Annotated in this window: 8 protein-coding genes; 5 read left to right on the forward strand and 3 right to left on the reverse strand. The window is 71.5% G+C overall.

Annotated elements, in window-relative coordinates:
• Positions 1 to 1755: an NAD+ synthase gene (locus tag ABZW30_RS33600; RefSeq protein ID WP_355675015.1), complete on the reverse strand. Its 1755-nt coding sequence runs from the start codon at positions 1753 to 1755 to the stop codon at positions 1 to 3.
• A 174-nt stretch (positions 1756 to 1929) separates the two neighbouring features.
• Here ABZW30_RS33600 and glnA point away from each other — a divergent pair, with 174 nt between their 5' ends.
• The gene (glnA, locus tag ABZW30_RS33605; RefSeq protein ID WP_355675016.1) at positions 1930 to 3291 is read left to right on the forward strand and encodes a type I glutamate--ammonia ligase; all 1362 of its coding nucleotides are present in this window, start codon (positions 1930 to 1932) and stop codon (positions 3289 to 3291) included.
• 162 nt (positions 3292 to 3453) lie between these two features.
• Complete coding sequence (locus ABZW30_RS33610; RefSeq protein ID WP_355675017.1) at positions 3454 to 6495, forward strand: bifunctional [glutamine synthetase] adenylyltransferase/[glutamine synthetase]-adenylyl-L-tyrosine phosphorylase; 3042 nt, start codon at positions 3454 to 3456, stop codon at positions 6493 to 6495.
• Positions 6496 to 6568: 73 nt separating this feature from the next.
• On the opposite strand, the gene ABZW30_RS33615 is transcribed toward ABZW30_RS33610, so the two are convergent.
• Positions 6569 to 7540, reverse strand: a complete 972-nt coding sequence (locus ABZW30_RS33615) for a phosphatase PAP2 family protein (RefSeq protein ID WP_355675018.1) — start codon at positions 7538 to 7540, stop codon at positions 6569 to 6571.
• 316 nt (positions 7541 to 7856) lie between these two features.
• Between ABZW30_RS33615 and pulA the strand changes: the two genes are divergently transcribed.
• The 3 genes from pulA to ABZW30_RS33630 all read left to right on the forward strand — a co-directional run bounded on the left by pulA (position 7857) and on the right by ABZW30_RS33630 (position 18292).
• Positions 7857 to 13400, forward strand: coding sequence for a pullulanase-type alpha-1,6-glucosidase (gene pulA, locus ABZW30_RS33620; RefSeq protein WP_355675019.1), 5544 nt, complete (start codon positions 7857 to 7859; stop codon positions 13398 to 13400).
• A gap of 570 nt (positions 13401 to 13970) precedes the next feature.
• Positions 13971 to 16304: a M4 family metallopeptidase gene (locus tag ABZW30_RS33625; RefSeq protein WP_355675020.1), complete on the forward strand. Its 2334-nt coding sequence runs from the start codon at positions 13971 to 13973 to the stop codon at positions 16302 to 16304.
• A gap of 251 nt (positions 16305 to 16555) precedes the next feature.
• Positions 16556 to 18292 (forward strand): carbohydrate-binding module family 20 domain-containing protein, encoded by a 1737-nt coding sequence (locus ABZW30_RS33630; RefSeq protein ID WP_355675021.1) that lies wholly within the window; start codon positions 16556 to 16558, stop codon positions 18290 to 18292.
• Between the two features lie 128 nt (positions 18293 to 18420).
• Here ABZW30_RS33630 and ABZW30_RS33635 read toward each other — a convergent pair whose 3' ends face one another.
• The gene (locus tag ABZW30_RS33635) at positions 18421 to 19209 is read right to left on the reverse strand and encodes an SDR family oxidoreductase (protein WP_355675022.1); all 789 of its coding nucleotides are present in this window, start codon (positions 19207 to 19209) and stop codon (positions 18421 to 18423) included.
• Between the last annotated feature and the right edge of the window lie 394 nt (positions 19210 to 19603).

The following is a 19603-nucleotide window of genomic DNA, read 5'->3' on the forward strand; positions in this document are numbered from 1 at the left end:
CTAGCCGCGCCGCCAGCGGTTGGTGATCGGCAGGCGGCGGTCCCGGCCGAAGTTCTTGACCGAGATCTTCGGGCCCGGCGGGTACTGCCGCCGCTTGTACTCGGCGGTGTCGACCAGCCGGACCACCCGGTCCACCACGGCCGGGTCGAAGCCGGCGGCGACGATCGCGTCCCGGCCCTCGTCGCCCTCGATGTAGCGGTCCAGCACGCTGTCCAGCAGGTCGTAGTCGGGCAGCGAGTCGGTGTCCACCTGGTCCGGCCGCAGCTCGGCGGACGGCGGCTTGCTGATCGTGTTCTCGGGGATCGGCGGCACCTTGCCGCGCCGCTCGGCCTCCTCGTTGCGCCAGCGCGCCAGGCGGAAGATCAGCGACTTGTAGACGTCCTTGATCGGCCCGAACGCGCCGACCGAGTCGCCGTACAGGGTCGAGTAGCCCACCGCCAGCTCGCTCTTGTTGCCCGGCGCGAGCACGATGTGCCCCTCCTGGTTGGAGATCGCCATCAGCAGGGTGCCGCGCAGCCGGGACTGCAGGTTCTCCTCGGCCAGGCCGGTCAGCTCGGTGGCGCCCAGGTAGGCGTCGAACATCGGGGCGATGGAGACGGTCCGGAAGTGCAGCCCGGTGCGGCGGGCCAGCTCGGCCGCGTCGTCCCGGGAGTGCTGCGAGGAGTAGCGGCTGGGCATCGAGACGCAGTACACGTTCTCGGCGCCGATCGCGTCCACCGCGATCGAGGCCACCAACGCCGAGTCGATGCCGCCGGAGAGGCCGATCAGCACCGACTTGAAGCCGTTCTTGGCCACGTACGCGCGGGTGCCGGAGACCAGCGCGGCCCAGATCTCGGCCTCGTCGGACAGCCGCTCCGCGACGCTGGCGGCGAGCCTCTCCGCGGGCGCCCCGGTCGGTTCGCCGCTCAGCTCGGTGCGGACCAGGTGCAGCCCGTCGCTCAGCAGCAGGCCGTCGGTGTGGTCGCTGCTGGCGGCCGGCAGGTCGAGGTCCAGCACCAGCAGGTGCTCCTCGAACTGCGGGGAGCGGGCGAGGACCTCACCGTCCGCGCCGACCACGATCGAGTCGCCGTCGAAGACCAGCTCGTCCTGGCCGCCGACCATGTTGACGTACGCCAGGGTGCAGCCCGCCTCGGCCGCGCGCCGCTGGACCAGCTCCAGCCGCTGGTCGTCCTTGTTCCGCTCGTACGGTGAGCCGTTGACCACCAGCAGCAGCCCGGCCCCGGCCTCGCGGGCGGCGGTGACCCGGCCGCCGTCCTGCCAGATGTCCTCGCAGATCGCCAGCGCGACGTCCACCCCGTGCACCCGCAGTACCGGCAGCTGGTCGCCCGGGACGAACCAGCGGTACTCGTCGAAGACGCCGTAGTTGGGCAGGTGGTGCTTGGCGAAGCGGGTGACCACCTCGCCCCGGTGCAGCACCGCGGCGCAGTTCTGTGGCGACCCGGCCGGGCGGCCGAACCGCGGCGACGCGTGCTCGGAGCGCCCGAGGTAGCCGACCACCACCGGCACCTCGCCCAGCCCGTCGGCGGCCAGCCGCCCCGCCAGCTCGACCAGCGCACCGCGGGAGGCCTCGACGAACGAGCGGCGCAGGGCGAGGTCCTCGACCGGGTACCCGGTCAGGGCCATCTCGGGGAACGCGACCAGCTGGGCACCGGCCTCGACGGCCTGCCGGGTCCAGCGCACCACCTCATCGCTGTTGCGGGCGATGTCACCGACCCAGGGGTCGATCTGGCTCAGGGCGAGACGGAGATTGGGCATGCCCCCGAGTGTAATCGTCTAACTGACGCAATGTCCCGCGCGGGGGTGCCGGACAGGGGTCGGCACTGCCGAGTCGCGCGATGATCGGCCATGATGGGGGCAGTCGCCGCGCGAGGTCTCCCGGGGCCGTCCGGGCGTAACACGAGCGTAAAGAGCAGAGGTGAGACTGTCCCCATGGGCAAGCAGCAGCAGTTCGTGCTTCGGACGCTCGAAGAGCGTGACATCCGGTTCGTCCGGCTGTGGTTCACCGATGTGCTCGGGTTCCTGAAGTCGGTCGCGGTGGCGCCGGCCGAGTTGGAGCAGGCCTTCGAGGAGGGCATCGGCTTCGACGGCTCGGCGATCGAGGGCTTCGCCCGGGTCTACGAGTCCGACATGATCGCCAAGCCGGACCCGACCACCTTCCAGATCCTGCCGTGGCGCTCGGAGACCCCCGGGACCGCCCGGATGTTCTGCGACATCCTGATGCCGGACGGCTCGCCCTCCTACGCCGACCCCCGGTTCGTGCTCAAGCGCACCCTGGAGAAGGCCTCCGACCTGGGCTTCACCTTCTACACCCACCCCGAGATCGAGTTCTTCCTGCTGAAGAACCTGCCCGGTGACGGCACCCCGCCGATCCCCGCCGACCAGTCCGGCTACTTCGACCACACCCCGCGCGGGGTGGGCCACGACTTCCGCCGACAGGCGATCACCATGCTGGAGTCGATGGGCATCTCGGTCGAGTTCTCGCACCACGAGGGCGCCCCCGGCCAGCAGGAGATCGACCTGCGCTACGCCGACGCGCTGTCCACCGCCGACAACATCATGACCTTCCGGCTGGTCATGAAGGAGGTCGCGCTGGAGCAGGGCGTGCACGCGAGCTTCATGCCGAAGCCGTTCTCCGAGCACCCCGGCAGCGGCATGCACACCCACGTCTCGCTGTTCGAGGGCGACCGCAACGCCTTCCACGAGTCCGGCGCCGAGTACCAGCTCTCCAAGGTCGGCAGATCCTTCATCGCCGGCCTGCTGAAGCACGCCGCCGAGACCGCCGCCGTCACCAACCAGTGGGTGAACTCCTACAAGCGCATCTGGGGCGGCTCCCAGCGCACCGCCGGCGCCGGCGGCGAGGCGCCCTCGTACATCTGCTGGGGCCACAACAACCGCTCGGCGCTCATCCGGGTGCCGATGTACAAGCCGGGCAAGCAGGGCTCCACCCGGATCGAGGTCCGCTCCCTGGACACCGGTTGCAACCCGTACCTCGCCTACGCCGTCACCCTCGCGGCCGGCCTCAAGGGCATCGAGGAGGGCTACGAGCTCCCGCCCGGCGCCGACGACGACGTGTGGGCGCTGTCCGACTCCGAGCGCCGCGCCCTCGGCATCCAGCCGATGCCGCAGAACCTCGGCGAGGCGATCGACCTGATGCAGCGCAGCGAGCTGGTCGCCGAGACCCTGGGCGAGCACGTCTTCGACTTCTTCCTGCGCAACAAGCGCCAGGAGTGGGAGGAGTACCGCTCCGAGGTCACCCCGTTCGAGCTGCGCAAGAACCTCCAGGTGCTCTGAGACCGGCTCAAACCCCTTCGGGCCCGCCGTCGTCCTTCCGGGTGACGGCGGGCCCGTTGTGCGGTGGGGCGGGGGCGTGGAGCGGGCTTGGTCCACCCGCCGGTCACACCCGGCGGGCCGGCGCCAGGGCGCGTAATCTGCTGGAGGCGGATGGAGGGGCTGATGGCGGTGGAGGAGCAGCGGGCCGGGAGCCGGGTCAGCCGGCCGGAGATCAGGCTGGTCCGGCGCGGGTTCAGCGACCCCGCGCAGGCGGTGCGGCTGCTGGAGGGCCCCGGGCTGGAGGGCTTGGCCGAAGACCCGGTGCTGCTGGACGCGCTCGGCGCGACCGCCGACCCCGACCTGGCGCTGCTGGGCCTGGCCCGGCTGCTGGAGGCCGCCGACGAGGCCGAGCGGCACACCCTGCGCGACACCCTCACCACCGCCAAGCCGCTGCGCGACCGGCTGCTCGGCGTGCTCGGCGTCTCCACCGCGCTCGGCGACCACCTGGCCCGGCACCCGCACGACTGGCACGTGCTGGTCACCTTCGAGCTGCGTGACATGCACCCCGGCCCGGAGGACTTCCGCGGGGCCCTCGCCGGAGGGGTGCGGGCCGAAGGCCAGAGAGGCGCCCTCAGCCCGGCGAACGCGCTGCGGGCCGCCTACCGCCGCTGCCTGCTGGCCATCGCCGCCCGCGACCTCACCGGCACCACCGACCTGGCCCAGACCGCCGCCGAACTCGCCGACCTGGCCGGCGCCACCCTGCAGACCGCCCTGGACCTCGCCGTCGAGCAGGACCCGGAGGCCGCCGCGGCCTGCCGGCTCGCGGTGATCGGCATGGGCAAGTGCGGCGGCCGCGAGCTCAACTACGTCTCGGACGTGGACGTCATCTTCGTCGCCGAGCCGCGCGAGGGGGTGGAGGAGCACGAGGCGGTCAAGGCCGCCACCCGGCTGGCCGCGGCGCTCACCCGGCTCTGCTCGGACACCACCGGCGAGGGCACCATCTGGCCGGTGGACGCCAATCTGCGCCCCGAGGGCCGCAACGGCCCGCTGGTGCGCACCCTGGCCAGCCACCTCGCCTACTACCAGCGCTGGGCCAAGACCTGGGAGTTCCAGGCGCTGCTCAAGGCCCGCCCGGTCGCCGGGGACGCCGAGCTCGGCGCCGCGTACGTCGAGGCGCTCGCCCCGATGGTCTGGCAGGCCGCCGCCCGGGACAACTTCGTCACCGACGTGCAGCAGATGCGCCGCCGGGTGATCGACTCCATTCCGGCCACCGAGCTGGACCGCCAGCTCAAGCTCGGCCCGGGCGGGCTGCGCGACGTCGAGTTCTCCGTCCAGCTGCTCCAGCTGGTGCACGGCCGCACCGACCCGGCGCTGCGCAGCGGCAACACCCTGGAGGCGCTGGCCGCGCTCTCCCGCGGCGGGTACGTCGGCCGGGCGGACGCCGCCTCGTTGGACGCCGCGTACCGCTTCCTGCGCTCGCTGGAGCACCGCATCCAGCTCTACCGGCTGCGCCGCACCCACCTGATGCCCACCGCCGAGGAGGACCTGCGCCGCCTCGCCCGCTCGCTCGCCGCGCTGATCAACGACGACACCCGCTCCGACCCGGTGGCCGCGCTGCAGCGCGAGTGGAAGCGGCACGCGGTGGAGGTCCGGCGGCTGCACGAGAAGCTGTTCTACCGCCCGCTGCTCGATGCCGTCGCCGAACTGCCGCCGGGAGCGGCCGGGTTGACCCCGGACGCGGCCCGGGCCCGGCTGGAGGCGCTCGGCTACGCGGACCCGGCCGCCGCGCTGCGGCACATCAGCGCGCTGGCCTCCGGGGTGAGCCGCAAGGCGGCGATCCAGCGCACCCTGCTGCCGGTGCTGCTCGGCTGGTTCGCCGACTCGGCCGACCCGGACGCCGGGCTGCTCAACTTCCGCCAGGTCTCCGACGCGCTCGGCCGCACCCCCTGGTACCTGCGGCTGCTGCGGGACGAGAGCGCCGCCGCCGAGCAGCTGGCCCGGGTGCTGTCGGCCGGCCGGCTCGCCCCCGACCTGCTGCTGCGCGCCCCCGAGGCGGTGGCCATGCTGGGCGACCCGCAGGGCCTGGTGCCGCGCGGCCGGGCGGCGCTGCAGTCGGAGATACTGGCCGCCGTCGGTCGGGCCGGGTCCACCGCCGCCGCCGTGGCCGCCGCCCGCTCGGTGCGCCGCCGGGAGCTGTTCCGTACGGCCGCCGCGGACGTGCTCGGCCGGCTCGGGGAGGACCCCGCCGAGGCGCTGGACGCCGCGGGGGAGGCGCTGACCGCGCTCAACGCGGCCACTCTGCATGGCGCGCTGCGCGCCTGCGTGGCCGGCTGGGAGGCCGAGCACGGGGACCTGCCGACCCGGATCGCGGTGATCGCGATGGGCCGCTTCGGCGGCCGCGAGCTGGGCTACGGCTCGGACGCCGACGTGCTCTTCGTCCACGAGCCGCTGCTCGGCTCGCTGGAGCAGGAGGCGGCGAAGGCGGCCCAGTCGGTCTGCAACGAGTTGCGCACCCTGCTGGGCACGCCGTCCACCGAGCCGCCGCTGCTGGTCGACGCCGACCTGCGGCCGGAGGGGCGCAGCGGACCCCTGGTGCGCACCCTGGCCTCGTACGCGGCGTACTACCGGCGCTGGTCGCACGCCTGGGAGAGCCAGGCGCTGCTGCGGGCCGAGCCGGTGGCCGGGGACGAGGAGCTGGGCGCGCGGTTCCGGCGGCTGATCGACCCGCTGCGCTACCCGGGCACCGGGGTGCCGGAGCGGGACCTGGTGGAGATCCGCCGGATCAAGGCGCGGGTCGAGGCCGAGCGGCTGCCGCGCGGCGCCGACCCGACCACCCACACCAAGATCGGCCGGGGCGGGCTGGCGGACGTGGAGTGGACGGTGCAGCTGCTCCAGCTCCAGCACGGGCACGAGCTGCCGGCCCTGCGCACCACCCGGACCAGGGACGCGCTGGCCGCCGCCGTGGCGGCCGGGCTGGTCGAGCCGGCGGACGCGGAGGTGCTGGACGCGGCCTGGGTGCTGGCCTCCCGGGTGCGAGCGGCGGTGATGCTGGTGCGCGGGCGGCCGGGGGACAGCTTCCCGGGGGAGGCCCGGGAGCTGGCCGGGGTGGCCCGCTACCTGGGCTACGGCGCCGGGCACAGCGGGGAGCTGGTGGACGACTACCGGCGCACCACCCGGCGGGCCCGGGCGGTGGTGGATCGGCTGTTCTACGGGTCGGTGGGCTGAGGTCCCGGGCGCCGCGGGACTCGGGCGCCATGCGAAAGGGGCCCCTGGTCGGGGCCCCTTCCCGTCTGCTCCGCTACCGCCGTGCGGTGCTGACCGCCGGCTCGCTCCACTGCTCCGGGACGGTGATCGGCTCCTCCGTCGACGCCTTCTCCCGGGTGGGTACCCGAGGCAGCTTGTAGACCCACTCGTGGTACAGCCAGCGGGTGGCCAGGAAGCCCAGGGACAGGCAGATCTCGCCGCCGACGGCGTCCATCCAGAAGTGGTTGCCGGTCGAGACGATGATCAGCAGGGTGGCGGCCGGGTACATCAGGCCGAGCGCCCTGACCCACGTCCGGCGGGCCAGGAAGAAGATCGCCAGGCCGCACCACATCGACCAGCCGATGTGCATCGAGGGCATCGCGGCGTACATGTTGGAGACGTGGGCGGCGGGCCCGGAGGCGAACGAGCCCCAGGTGCCGTGGGTCTTCACGGTGTCGATGAAGCCGCCGTCGGTCATCAGCCGGGGCGGGGCCAGCGGGAAGGCGTAGAAGCCGACCAGGGCGATCAGGGTGGTGACGAACAGCACGGTACGGGCCGCGACGTAACGGCCGGGGTGGCTGCGGTAGAGCCAGACCAGGACGCCGATCGTGATGACGAAGTGGAGCGTCGCGTAGTAGTAGTTCATCCCGGTGATGAGCCACCCGACGCTGTCCATCGCGTGGTTGATCGAGCGCTCGACCGCGATGCCGAGGTTCTGCTCCAGCTCCCAGATCCAGCGCGCGTGCTTCTGGGCTATCGCTTCCTGTTCCGGGACGGCGTTGCGGACGATCGAGTAGATCCAGTAGCTGATCCCGATCAGGGCCAGCTCGATCCAGATCCGAGGCCGGGCCGGTGAGCGACGCTGCTGGCGGATGCGGCTGCGCAGGGCGGCGGTGCGGGACTGGGCGGCACGGGTGGCTCCATCGGGCAGCCGGGCCGGGGCGGCCGTCGCTGCTTCGGAACCGCCACCGTGGGCCGCGTCGGCGCGCTCGGCGTCGCCTCGCTGAATCTCGGTCGGTTCCCCCATGGGGGGCAAGTCTGCCAGACCGCCCGTAGCCGTCTGCTCATCCTCTGGAAGTGGATTCTTCACCGGCTGTCCCCCTTGAGGGTTAGGGGGCGGATCCCACCGGGGTAGGGGGTGCGATCGGGTCTGGTGCTTACCGGTGGGACGGACATAGCTCCCATTGTCATGCCGGCCGCCGTGAGCACGTAACCGGGGTGGTCGGGAGCGCCCGCGGCCTGGATTTTCCCGGCACGAAACGCTTTCTGCATCTTGCTGAAACATATTGCAGGCCGCTAGCTTCCTGGGAAATCGCTCACCCTTCCCCTAAGGGAGCCCCTCAGTGGCCGATACGCCGCTCCGCCCCCGACGGAGCAGTCCACTACGCAGACCCGGCCGCACGGCCGTGCTGCTCGCCGTCGCGCTGACCGCCGCCACCCTCGGCAGCGCCCCCGCGGCCCTGGCAGCTGCCCCGCCGCCCCCGCCCTCGGACGCCGCGCTGGCGGCCACCGCCGGGCGGCACGACCTCACCCGCGAGCAGTTCTACTTCGTCCTGCCCGACCGCTTCGCCAACGGCGACACCGCCAACGACAGCGGCGGCATCACCGGCGGGCGGCTGGAGAACGGCTTCGACCCCACCGACAAGGGCTTCTACCACGGCGGCGACCTGGCCGGGCTGATCCAGAAGCTCGACTACATCCAGAACCTCGGCACCACCGCGATCTGGATGGCCCCGATCTTCAAGAACAAGCCGGTACAGGGCACCGGCGCCGACGCCTCGGCCGGCTACCACGGGTACTGGATCACCGACTTCACCCAGGTCGACCCGCACTTCGGCACCAACGAGCAGCTGAAGGAGCTGATAGCCAAGGCGCACGCGCGCGGCATCAAGGTCTTCTTCGACGTCATCACCAACCACACCGCCGACGTCATCGACGACGCCGAGCAGCAGCACACCTACCGCTCGATCGGCGCCTACCCGACCCTCGACGCGGACGGCAACCCGGTCGACGAGACCGCGATCGCCGACTCCGGCGCACCCTGGCCGAAGATCACCAAGGACTCCTTCCCCTACACCCCGGTCTTCCGCAGCCCGGCCGACGCCAAGGCCAAGACCCCGTCCTGGCTCAACGACCCGGCGCTCTACCACAACCGGGGCGACTCGACCTTCGTCGGCGAGTCCGCCACCGAGGGCGACTTCAACGGCCTGGACGACCTGGACACCCAGAACCCCCGGGTGGTGAAGGGCTTCGAGCAGGTCTACCAGCAGTGGGTCAAGGACACCGGTGTGGACGGCTTCCGGATCGACACCGTCAAGCACGTCGACATGGCGTTCTGGCAGCAGTGGGCGCCCGCGCTCAAGGACTTCGCCGCCAAACAGGGCAACAAGAAGTTCTTCATGTTCGGCGAGGTCTACTCCGGCGACCCGGCGGTCACCTCGCCCTACGTCACCAAGGGCAAGCTGCAGGCCACCCTCGACTTCCCGTTCCAGGGCGCGGCCCGCTCCTACGTCTCCCAGGGCGGCTCGGCCAGGAACCTGGCCGACGTCTACGCCCAGGACTACCGCTACACCAGCGCCGACACCGACGCGTACGAGCTGCCGACCTTCCTCGGCAACCACGACATGGGCCGGTTCGGCTCCTTCCTGCTCGCCGACAACCCGGGCGCCGACGACGCGACCCTGCTGAGGAAGGACCGGCTCGGCAACGAACTGCAGTTCCTCACCCGCGGCCAGCCCGTCGTCTACTACGGCGACGAGCAGGGCTTCACCGGGGCGGGCGGCGACAAGGACGCCCGGCAGGACATGTTCGCCTCCAGGGCGCCCTCCTACAACGCCGACCGGGTGCTCGGTGGCGCCTCCGGCCCGGCCGACCGGTACGGGCAGGGCGGCGAGCTCTACCAGGGCATCGCGGGCCTGGCCAAGCTGCGCCGCGACAACCCGGCGCTGGCCGACGGCGCCCAGATCGAGCGCTACGCCGCCGACGGCGCGGGCGTGTACGCCTTCTCCCGGATCGACGCCGGCCAGCAGGTCGAGTACCTGGTGGCCGTCAACAACGCCACCGAGGCGAAGACCGTCACCCTGGACACCTTCTCGGCGGGGATGGGCTTCGACCCGGTCTACCCCGCGGCCGGAGCGCGGATCACCAGCGGCGCGGACCGCAAGGTGACCGTGACCGTCCCGGCGCTGTCCTCCGTGGTGCTCAAGGCGGGCGCCAGGCTGGCCGCGGTGAACGCCGCGCCCCAGCTCTCGGTGCGGCCGCCGGCGGACGGCTCCACCGGCCCGGTCACGGTCGGCGCCACGGCGGACGGCGGCGGCTTCAACCGGGTGAGCTTCGCCGCCCAGATCGGCAACGGGCCCTGGCAGACCCTGGGAACGGCCGACACCGGGAAGTCCGGCTCCGACGGCCAGAGGCTCTTCGCCGTCACCCAGGACCTGAGCGCGGTCGCGCCCGGCACGGTGGTGCGGTACAAGGCCGTCGTGCAGGACTCCAGCGGCCATCTGCGCTCCGCCACCGCGAGCTTCACCACCGGCACCCCGGCGCCCAAGCCGGTGCCCACCGCCGGCGCCCGCCCGTACGCCGTCGTCCACTACAACCGGCCGGACGGCGACTACGACGGCTGGAACCTCTACGCCTGGGGCGACCTCGCCGACGGCGAGGGCACCCCGTGGCCGGCCGGACACCCGTTCATCGGCCGGGACGCGTACGGCGCCTTCGCGTACGTGCGGCTGAAGCCCGGCGCGTCCGACGTCGGCTTCATCGTCGAGAAGAACGGCGTCAAGGACGTGGACGCCGACCGGCACATCGACGTCGGCGCCACCGGCGAGGTGTGGGTCAAGCAGGGCGACCCGACCGTGCGCACCGCCGACCCGGGGCCGGCGACCGGGTCGACCGGCTCCGGTCAGCCCGCCGGCACCGCCGTCATCCACTACAACCGGGCCGACGGCAACTACGACGGCTGGGGCCTGCACGACTGGACCGGCGCCGCCAACCCCACCGACTGGGGCAAGCCGCTGATGCCGGCGCGCCGGGACGCCTTCGGCGCCGTCTTCGAGGTGCCGCTGGCCCCCGGGGCGACCAGCCTCAGCTACATCCTGCACAACGGCAACGACAAGGACCTGCCCGCCGACCAGTCGCTGGACTTCGCCGTCAACGGCAAGGAGGTGTGGATCCTCGGCGGCCGTGAGGGCTACCTGCTGCCGCAGAACCCGGCCGCCTCCTCGCAGTTGGACCTCACCAGCGCCAAGGCCCAGTGGATCGACGCCAGGACCGTCGTCGTCCCGGCGAACTACGGCGCCACCGACCAGGCCCTGGCCGGCGGCACCAGCGCCCAGCTGGTCTACGACCCCGAGGGCGGCATCCGCGCCGACAAGGGCGTGCTGACCGAGCCCGGCAAGTGGCTGCGGCTCAACCCCGTCGCCGGTGGGCTGACCGACGCCCAGAAGGCCAAGTACCCGCACCTGGCGGGCTACCGCGCCTTCACCGTGGACGCCCGGGACGCCGCCCGCGTCCCCGCCGCGCTGCGCAGCCAGCTGCTGTTCACCGAACACCTGCCGAGCGGCGCGGTGTTGGCCGGGACCGGCGTCCAAACCCCGGGTGTGCTGGACGACTTGTACGCCCGCCGCACCGGAAAGGTGGACTTCGGCCCGGCGTACTACGACGGCAAGGTCGCCCTCTCGCTGTGGGCGCCGACCGCCCAGGAGGTCTCCGTCCAGGTCTTCGACAGCGCCACCGGGGGCACCCCGAGGACGCTGCCGATGAAGCTGGACGACGAGACCGGGGTGTGGGAAGTCGTCCGCGACAAGCCGGAGTTGGACGGCAAGTACTACCTGTACCAGGTGAAGGTCTGGGCCCCCTCGGTGCAGCAGCTGGTGGTCAACACCGTCACCGACCCGTACTCGGTGGCACTGTCCACCGACTCCAAGCGCAGCCTGGTCGCCGACCTGGACGCCAAGGAGCTCAAGCCGCAGGGCTGGGACGACCACCCCCGCCCGCAGGCCGTCCCGCCCGCGCGACAGCAGATCCAGGAACTGCACGTCCGGGACTTCTCGGTGGAGGACACCACCGTCCCGGCCGCCGAGCGCGGCACCTACCTGGCGTTCACCGAGTCCGACTCGGCCGGGATGCAGCACCTTCGGGACCTCGCCAAGGCCGGGGTGACGACCGTGCACCTGCTGCCGACCTTCGACATCGCGTCCATCCCGAAGAACAAGGCCGACCAGAAGCTGCCGCCCTGCGACCTCAAGTCCTTCCCGGCGGACAGCCCGAAGCAGCAGGAGTGCGTGGCGGCCGTCGCCGCCGACGACGCGTACAACTGGGGCTACGACCCGCTGCACTACAACGTGCCGGAGGGGACGTACGCGACGGACGGGACCGGCACGGCGCGCACGGTGCAGTTCCGGCAGATGGTGCAGGCGATGCACGCGGCCGGGCTGCGGGTGGTGCTGGACGTGGTCTACAACCACACCGCCGCCAGCGGCCAGGCCGAGCACTCGGTGCTGGACAGGGTGGTGCCCGGCTACTACCAGCGGCTGGACGCCAACGGCAAGGTGACGGCGGACAGTTGCTGCGCCGACACCGCGCCCGAGCACGCCATGATGAACCGCCTGGTGGTCGACTCGGTGACGCTGTGGGCCCGGGAGTACCAGGTCGACGGCTTCCGCTTCGACCTGATGGGCCTGGACCCGAAGTCCACCATGCTGGACGTGCAGGCCGCGCTGCGGAAGATGACGTCCGAGTCGGACGGCGTCGACGGCAAGAACATCTTCCTCTACGGCGAGGGCTGGAACTTCGGTGTCGTCGCCGACAACGCCCGGTTCGAGCAGGCCACCCAGCGGAACATGGCCGGCACCGGCATCGCCACCTTCGACGACCGGATCCGCGACGCCGCCCGCGGCGGCAACTTCATGCTGAACTCCGCGCCGCAGCAGGGCTTCGCCTCGGGCCTGTACACCGACCCCAACGGCTCGTCCGCGAACGGCGGTCCACAGGAGCAGAAGGCCAGGCTGCTGCACCAGATGGACCAGCTGAAGGTCGGGCTGACCGGCAACCTGGCCGGCTACTCCTTCACCGACAGCTCGGGGAAGACCGTCACCGGCGCCCAGGTCGACTACAACGGCTCCCCGACCGGATACGCGGCCAAGCCGGGCGAGGCGGTGGAGTACGTGGACGCCCACGACAACACCGACCTGTTCGACGCGCTCGCGTACAAGCTGCCGACCGGCACCGCACCCGCCGACCGGGCCCGGATGCAGGCGCTCGGGCTGTCGCTGACCGCGCTCACCCAGGGCGCGGGCTTCGCCCAGGCCGGCAGCGACCTGCTGCGCTCCAAGTCGCTGGACTCCAACGCCTACGACTCGGGCGACTGGTTCAACGCCATCCACTGGGACGCGACTCAGGGCAACGGCTGGGGCCGCGGCCTGCCGATGGCGAAGGACAACCAGGAGATGTGGCCGACCGCCGGATCCCTGTTGGCCAACCCGAAGTTGACCGTCGGCGCGGCCGACATCCGGGCGACCTCCGCGCAGTTCCAGGACTTCCTGCGGATCAAGCAGTCCTCGCCGCTGTTCTCGCTGCCCACCCTGGTCGACGTCCAGCAGCGGCTGTCGTACCCGCTCTCCGGTACGTCCGGTGAGACGCCCGGGGTGATCACCCTGCACCTGGACGGCACCGGGCTGCCGGGCGCGGAGAAGGGCATCACCGTGGTCTTCAACGCCACGCCCACCGCGCAGACCCAGGCCGTGCCCGCGCTGAAGGGGACCGGCCAGGCGCTGCACCCCGTCCAGGCGGGCGGGGTGGACCAGGTGGTGAAGCAGTCCGGCTTCGACGCCGCGACCGGGACCTTCACCGTGCCGGGTCGTACCGTGGCGGTGTTCGTCCAGAACTGACACGACTGATTCCGACTGTCCGGTAACTCCCGGGCCCCGCACCACCGTTACTGCCGGTGCGGGGCCCGGTTCCGTTTCTGGCGGGGAATGGCCGGAATCCGGCGGTGGCACGGCCGGAACTGTGACGTGCCGCGCTCGTCCGCCGCTGCCGCCCACCGTGCGGTGGGCGGCAGCGGCCTGATTGCTGGTCAGTCACCTCCGGCGGTGATCGAACTTTGCCGGGACCATGAAAACCGTGTTCAAGACTTGGTCAAGCCGTAACACAACCGACGAACCGTTGTGCATACGGTTTCGGTAATTAATCGGCCAATCAGTGGCATGCATCTGTCATTAACGGCGCGTTTGCTGCCACGATTCCTCCGGCTGCAGACGAGGGGGCCCCACCCCCCGGTGCGGCTGTCCCAGTTGAGGTGCAGCGCGTCCCGACCCTGCAACGAACTCCGCAACACCCGGTGAGCACCGCAATCGCACCCCCGTCGCACCCCCCGGGGGCCCCCACTGCGCCGCAACCCCGCGGCCCAGGTTCTCTCCACCGTGCGCGAACCGGCGCCGGTCGGAAAAGGAGTCCGCATGTCACGTCACGCTCACACCCGGAAGGCGGCAGTCGTCATGGCCGCCACCACGGCGCTGCTGGTCACCGGCATTCCGGTGATCGCGCAGGCGGCCCCGGACGCGCCGACGGCCGTCGCGCAACAGCTCTCCGCCCGGGCCGAGTTGATCTCCTCGGCGAACCAGCAGGCCGCCACCATCGCCCAGAGCATCGGCCTGGGCGACCAGGAGAAGCTGGTCACCAAGGACGTCGTCCAGGACGCCGACGGCACCCGTCACCTGCGCTACGAGCGTACCTACGCCGGACTGCCGGTCCTCGGCGGCGACCTGGTCGTCCACCAGACCGCGAACGGCGCCACCAAGGGCGTCACCAAGGCCAGCGAGGCCGTGCTGACCGGCATCGACACCAAGCCGGCGCTGGCCGCCCCGAAGGCCCAGGCCACCGCGCTCGCCGCCGAGGCCGGCTCCGCCCTCGACACCGCCCCGCGCCTGGTGATCTGGGCCGCCAAGGGCGCCCCGAAGCTGGCGTACGAGACCGTCGTCACCGGCAAGGAGTCGGACGGCACCCCGAGCCGCCTGCGGGTGGTCACCGACGCCGCGACCGGCGAGGTGCTCAGCACGAGCGAGGGCATCATGACCGGCACCGGTACCGGCGTGTACGTCGGCAACGTGCCGCTGACCACCACTCAGAGCGGTGGCCAGTACCAGCTGAAGGACGCCAGTCGCGGCGGCCAGTACACCACCAACATGAGCAACGGCACGTCCGGCAACGGCACGCTGTTCGCCAAGTCCACCGACACCTGGGGCAACGGCCAGGCCTCCAACGCGGAATCCGCCGCCGTGGACGCCCAGTTCGGCACCGCCGCGACCTGGGACTTCTACAAGAGCGCCTTCAACCGCAACGGCATCCGCAACGACGGGGTCGGCGCCTACAACCGCGTCCACTACGACAACAACTACGTGAACGCGTTCTGGGACGACAGCTGCTTCTGCATGACCTACGGTGACGGCAGCAACAACACCGCCCCGCTGACCGCGCTGGACGTCGCCGGCCACGAGATGACCCACGGCGTCACCGCCGCCACCGCGGGCCTCAACTACTCGGGCGAGTCCGGCGGTCTGAACGAGGCCACCTCGGACATTATGGGCAAGATGGTCGAGTGGAACGCCAACCTGGCGTCCACCCCGCCGAACTACTGGATCGGCATCCAGCTCAACATCAACGGCAACGGCACCCCGCTGCGCTACATGGACCACCCCTCCAAGGACGGCCAGTCGGCCGACTCCTGGTACTCGGGCGTCGGCAACCTGGACGTGCACTACTCGTCCGGCGTCGCCAACCACTTCTTCTACCTGCTGTCCGAGGGCAGTGGCGCGAAGAGCCTCAACGGCTTCAACTACGACAGCCCGACGGTCAACAGCATCACCGTCACCGGCATCGGCCGGGACAAGGCCAAGCAGATCTGGTACAAGGCGCTCACCGCCTACATGACCTCCACCACCGACTACGCCGGCGCCCGTACCGCGACGCTGAGCGCGGCCACCGACCTGTACGGCGCGAACAGCGCCGAGTACAACGCGGTCGCCACCGCCTGGGCCGCCGTCAACGTCGGCTCGCTGCCGAACCCGGGCGGCGTCACCGTCACCAACCCGGGCAGCCAGTCCACCGCGGTGGGCGGCTCGGTGAACCTGCAGATCAAGGCCTCGGGCGGCACCGCCCCGCTGTCCTACTCGGCCACCGGCCTGCCGGCCGGCCTGTCGATCAACTCCTCGACCGGCGTGATCTCCGGCACCGCCTCCACCGCCGGCGGCTTCAACGTGACGGTCACGGCGACGGACTCGGCCGGCAAGACCGGTTCGACCAGCTTCGCCTGGACCGTCTCCGGTGGTGGCGGCGGGACCTGCACCCCGGCGCAGCTGCTGGGCAACCCGGGCTTCGAGACGGGTACGGCGGCGCCGTGGACCGCTTCGAGCGGCGTGATCGACAGCAGCTCCTCGCAGGCGGCGCACAGCGGTAGCTGGAAGGCGTGGCTGGACGGCTACGGCACCACCCACACCGACACGCTGTCCCAGACGGTGACCATCCCGGCGGGCTGCAAGGCGACGCTGAGCTTCTGGCTGCACATCGACACCGCCGAGACCGGAACCACGGCGTACGACAAGCTGACCGTGCAGGTCAACGGCGCCACGCTGAAGACCTACTCCAACGTGGACGCCGCGGCCGGCTACCAGCAGCGCACCTTCGACCTCTCGTCCTACGCGGGCCAGAGCGTCACCCTGAAGTTCACCGGCACCGAGGACGCCTCGCTGCAGACGAGCTTCGTGATCGACGACACCTCCATCCAGACCGGCTGACGCTGCACCGGCTCCTGAGGGACCGGTGAACCAGGACAGGTGAGGGGCCCGGCGGCTACGGCTGCCGGGCCCTTGTCGTGTTCCTCGTGTTCCCCATGGGGCGGTCCGGGAACGATGCGGAAACGTTTCGTCCCTTGCCTTGACGGTGTCTCCCGGCGGCTCTAAGTTCTCTGCAAGTTTCCGGCAAGTTACAGAAACTTCCTGCAGAGCTATCGGCTGCCCCACCCCAGCCACCCCCCCATGGAGACGACGTGGTCACCACCGCCCCCACGCGCCGGCCTGCCCGCGTGGCCGGAGCGCTCACCGCCTCGGCGGCGCTCGCGCTCTCGCTCACCGCGAGCATCGGCGCCCCCGCCGCCCGGGCCACCCCGCCCGCGAACAACGGCAAGGACGTCACCGCCACCCTTTTCGAGTGGCGCTTCGACTCGGTCGCCCAGGCCTGCACCTCCACCCTCGGCCCCAAGGGCTACGGCTTCGTCGAGGTCTCGCCGCCCCAGGAGCACATCCAGGGCCCGCAGTGGTGGACCTCGTACCAGCCGGTCAGCTACCAGATCGCCGGACGGCTCGGCGACCGCACCTCCTTCAAGAACATGGTCGACACCTGCCACGCGGCCGGGGTCAAGGTGATCGCCGACGCGGTGGTCAACCACATGTCGGCCGGTTCCGGGACGGGCACTGGCGGTACGGCGTACACCAAGTACAACTACCCCGGCACCTACCAGGACCAGGACTTCCACACCTGCCGCCAGCCGATCACCGACTACCAGGACCGCACCAACGTGCAGGACTGCGAGCTGGTCAACCTGGCCGACCTGGACACCGGCAGCGCCTACGTCCAGACCGCCATCGCGCACTACCTGGACGACCTGGGCGCGCTCGGCGTCGACGGCTACCGGATCGACGCCGCCAAGCACATCGCCGCCACCGACCTCGCCGCGATCAAGGCCAAGATGGCCAACCCCAACGCCTACTGGGTCCAGGAGGTCATCTACGGCGCCGGTGAGCCGATCCAGCCCACCGAGTACACCGGCAACGGCGACGTCGACGAGTTCCGGGTCGGCACCGACCTCAAGCGCATCTTCACCAGCGACAAGCTCGCCAACCTCAGCGGCTGGGGCGCCTCCTGGGGCTACCTGCCGAGCAACCAGGCCCGCAGCTTCATCGACAACTGGGACACCGAGCGCAACGGCTCCACCCTCAACTACACCTACGGCAACACCTACACCCTGGCCAACGTCTTCCTGCTGGCCTCCACCTACGGCTCGCCCAACATCTACTCGGGCTACAGCTTCACCAACAAGGACGACGGCCCGCCGAACGGCGGCACCGTGAACGCCTGCTACCAGGACGGCTGGAACTGCACCCACGCCTGGCGGCAGATCGCCAACATGGTGGGCTTCCGCAACGCGGTCGCGGGCACCGGGGTGACCGACTGGTGGTCCAACGGCAACAACGCGATCGCCTTCGGCCGCGGCAACCGGGGCTACGTCGCGATCAACCACGAGAGCGGCGCGATCACCCAGACCTTCCAGACAGGGCTGCCGGCCGGGACGTACTGCGACGTCCAGCACGGTGACCCCCAGCCGGGCGGCGGCTGCACCGGCCCGACGTACCAGGTGGGCGCCAACGGGCAGTTCACCGCGACGGTCGGCGCGGGCGACGCGGTCGCGCTGTACGTCCAGCCGGGGACGAACGTCTCCGGCGCCTCGTTCAACGTCAACGCGACCACCTCGTACGGTCAGAACATCTACGTGGTCGGCGACGTCCCGGCGCTCGGCGGCTGGGACCCGGCCAAGGCGCTGCCGCTCTCCTCGGCCGGCTACCCGGTCTGGTCGCTGGCGCTCTCGCTGCCGGGCGGCACGTCCTTCCAGTACAAGTACGTCCGCAAGGACGCGAGCGGCGCGGTGACCTGGGAGTCCGGCGCCAACCGGACGGCGACCGCGCCCGCCTCGGGGAACGTCACGCTGAACGACACCTGGCAGTCGTAGCCCCGGGCCCTCTGAGGGCCCCCGTCGGCCCGGACCGACGGGGGTCCCTCCCCGGTTTGTGGATCGGGGAGCGCGTCGATGTCACTCGCACCACGGGTGACGACGGGGGAGGGCGCCGACCGACGTCCTCAACCCCGCCCGATGTACGGCATCGCCGTCGCCATGACGGTGGCGAACTGCACATTGGCCTCCAACGGCAGCGCGGCCATGTGCCGGACGGTGCGCGCCACATCGGCCACGTCCATGGTCGGCTCGGGCGCGACCCGTCCGTCCGCCTGCCGCACCCCCGCGCTCATCGCGGCCGTCATGTCGGTCGCCGCGTTGCCGATGTCGATCTGCCCGCAGGCGATCCGGTACGGACGGCCCTCCAGCGAGAGCGACTTGGTCAGGCCGGTGACCGCGTGCTTGGTCGCGGTGTAGGCGATCGAGTGCGGGCGCGGGACGTGCGCGGAGATCGAGCCGTTGTTGATGATCCGGCCGCCCTGCGGGTCCTGGGCCCTCATCTGCCGGAACGCGGCCCGGGCGCAGAGGAAGGCACCGGTCAGGTTGAGGTCGACCACCGCCCGCCAGTCCTCGACCGCCAGCTCCTCCACCGGGACGGCCGGACCGAAGGTGCCGGCGTTGTTGAACAGCAGGTCCACCCGGCCGTGGCGCTCGGCGGACGTCGCGAACAGCGCGTCCACCGCGGCCGGGTCGGTGACGTCGGTCGGCACCACCTCGGCCGGGGTGGCGCAGAGCGTGGCCGTCCCGTGCAGCGGCTCGGCCCGGCGCCCGGCCAGCACCACCCGCCAGCCGGCCGCGGCCAGCTCGACCGCGACCGCCCGGCCGATTCCGCTCCCGGCCCCGGTGACGACGGCGACTCCGGGGGCCGCGACCGCTGCGGCGGTGGCGGTGCCGACGGTGATCTGCTCGGACATGGTGCTCTCCTCGGTGGACTGGTGCGGGTGCGGTCACTCTCCGGGCGTGCTGATGAGATCGTTCCGGATGTGTGGGCGGCCGTCACTGGTCAAAGCACCCAAAAACCGGACGGTCCGGCAGGTCGGCCGCTGTGGCCCCCGTCGTCCGGCCCCCGCCGACCGACGGGAGCGGTGAAGGGCTTTACCTGATCGCGAACAAACATTGGATTTCCGGTGGCCACCTCGCAACCGGCCCGCCCCGGCCCACGTCATAAGATCGCAGGAAGGTGCGCTTCCGTAAGGGACGGCGCGCCCACCACTCCGGGGGTCGCGCCAGTGTCGCGCCCCCGGACCTGTCCGGCCCCACCGGGGGGCCGCCGCCCGGTCAGAGGGACCGGGCGTGACATCGGTCGGA

The organism is Kitasatospora sp. NPDC004669, assembly GCF_040609455.1.
Taxonomy (GTDB): Bacteria; Actinomycetota; Actinomycetes; order Streptomycetales; family Streptomycetaceae; genus Kitasatospora.

What these genes read in the sequence shown, in the direction of transcription:
- ABZW30_RS33600 (WP_355675015.1), bottom strand. Translation starts at nt 1,755, where the DNA reads ATGCCCAATCTCCGTCTCGCCCTGAGCCAGATCGACCCCTGGGTCGGT.
- glnA (WP_355675016.1), top strand. Translation starts at nt 1,930, where the DNA reads ATGGGCAAGCAGCAGCAGTTCGTGCTTCGGACGCTCGAAGAGCGTGAC.
- ABZW30_RS33610 (WP_355675017.1), top strand. Translation starts at nt 3,454, where the DNA reads ATGGCGGTGGAGGAGCAGCGGGCCGGGAGCCGGGTCAGCCGGCCGGAG.
- ABZW30_RS33615 (WP_355675018.1), bottom strand. Translation starts at nt 7,540, where the DNA reads ATGGGGGAACCGACCGAGATTCAGCGAGGCGACGCCGAGCGCGCCGAC.
- ABZW30_RS33625 (WP_355675020.1), top strand. Translation starts at nt 13,971, where the DNA reads ATGTCACGTCACGCTCACACCCGGAAGGCGGCAGTCGTCATGGCCGCC.
- ABZW30_RS33635 (WP_355675022.1), bottom strand. Translation starts at nt 19,209, where the DNA reads ATGTCCGAGCAGATCACCGTCGGCACCGCCACCGCCGCAGCGGTCGCG.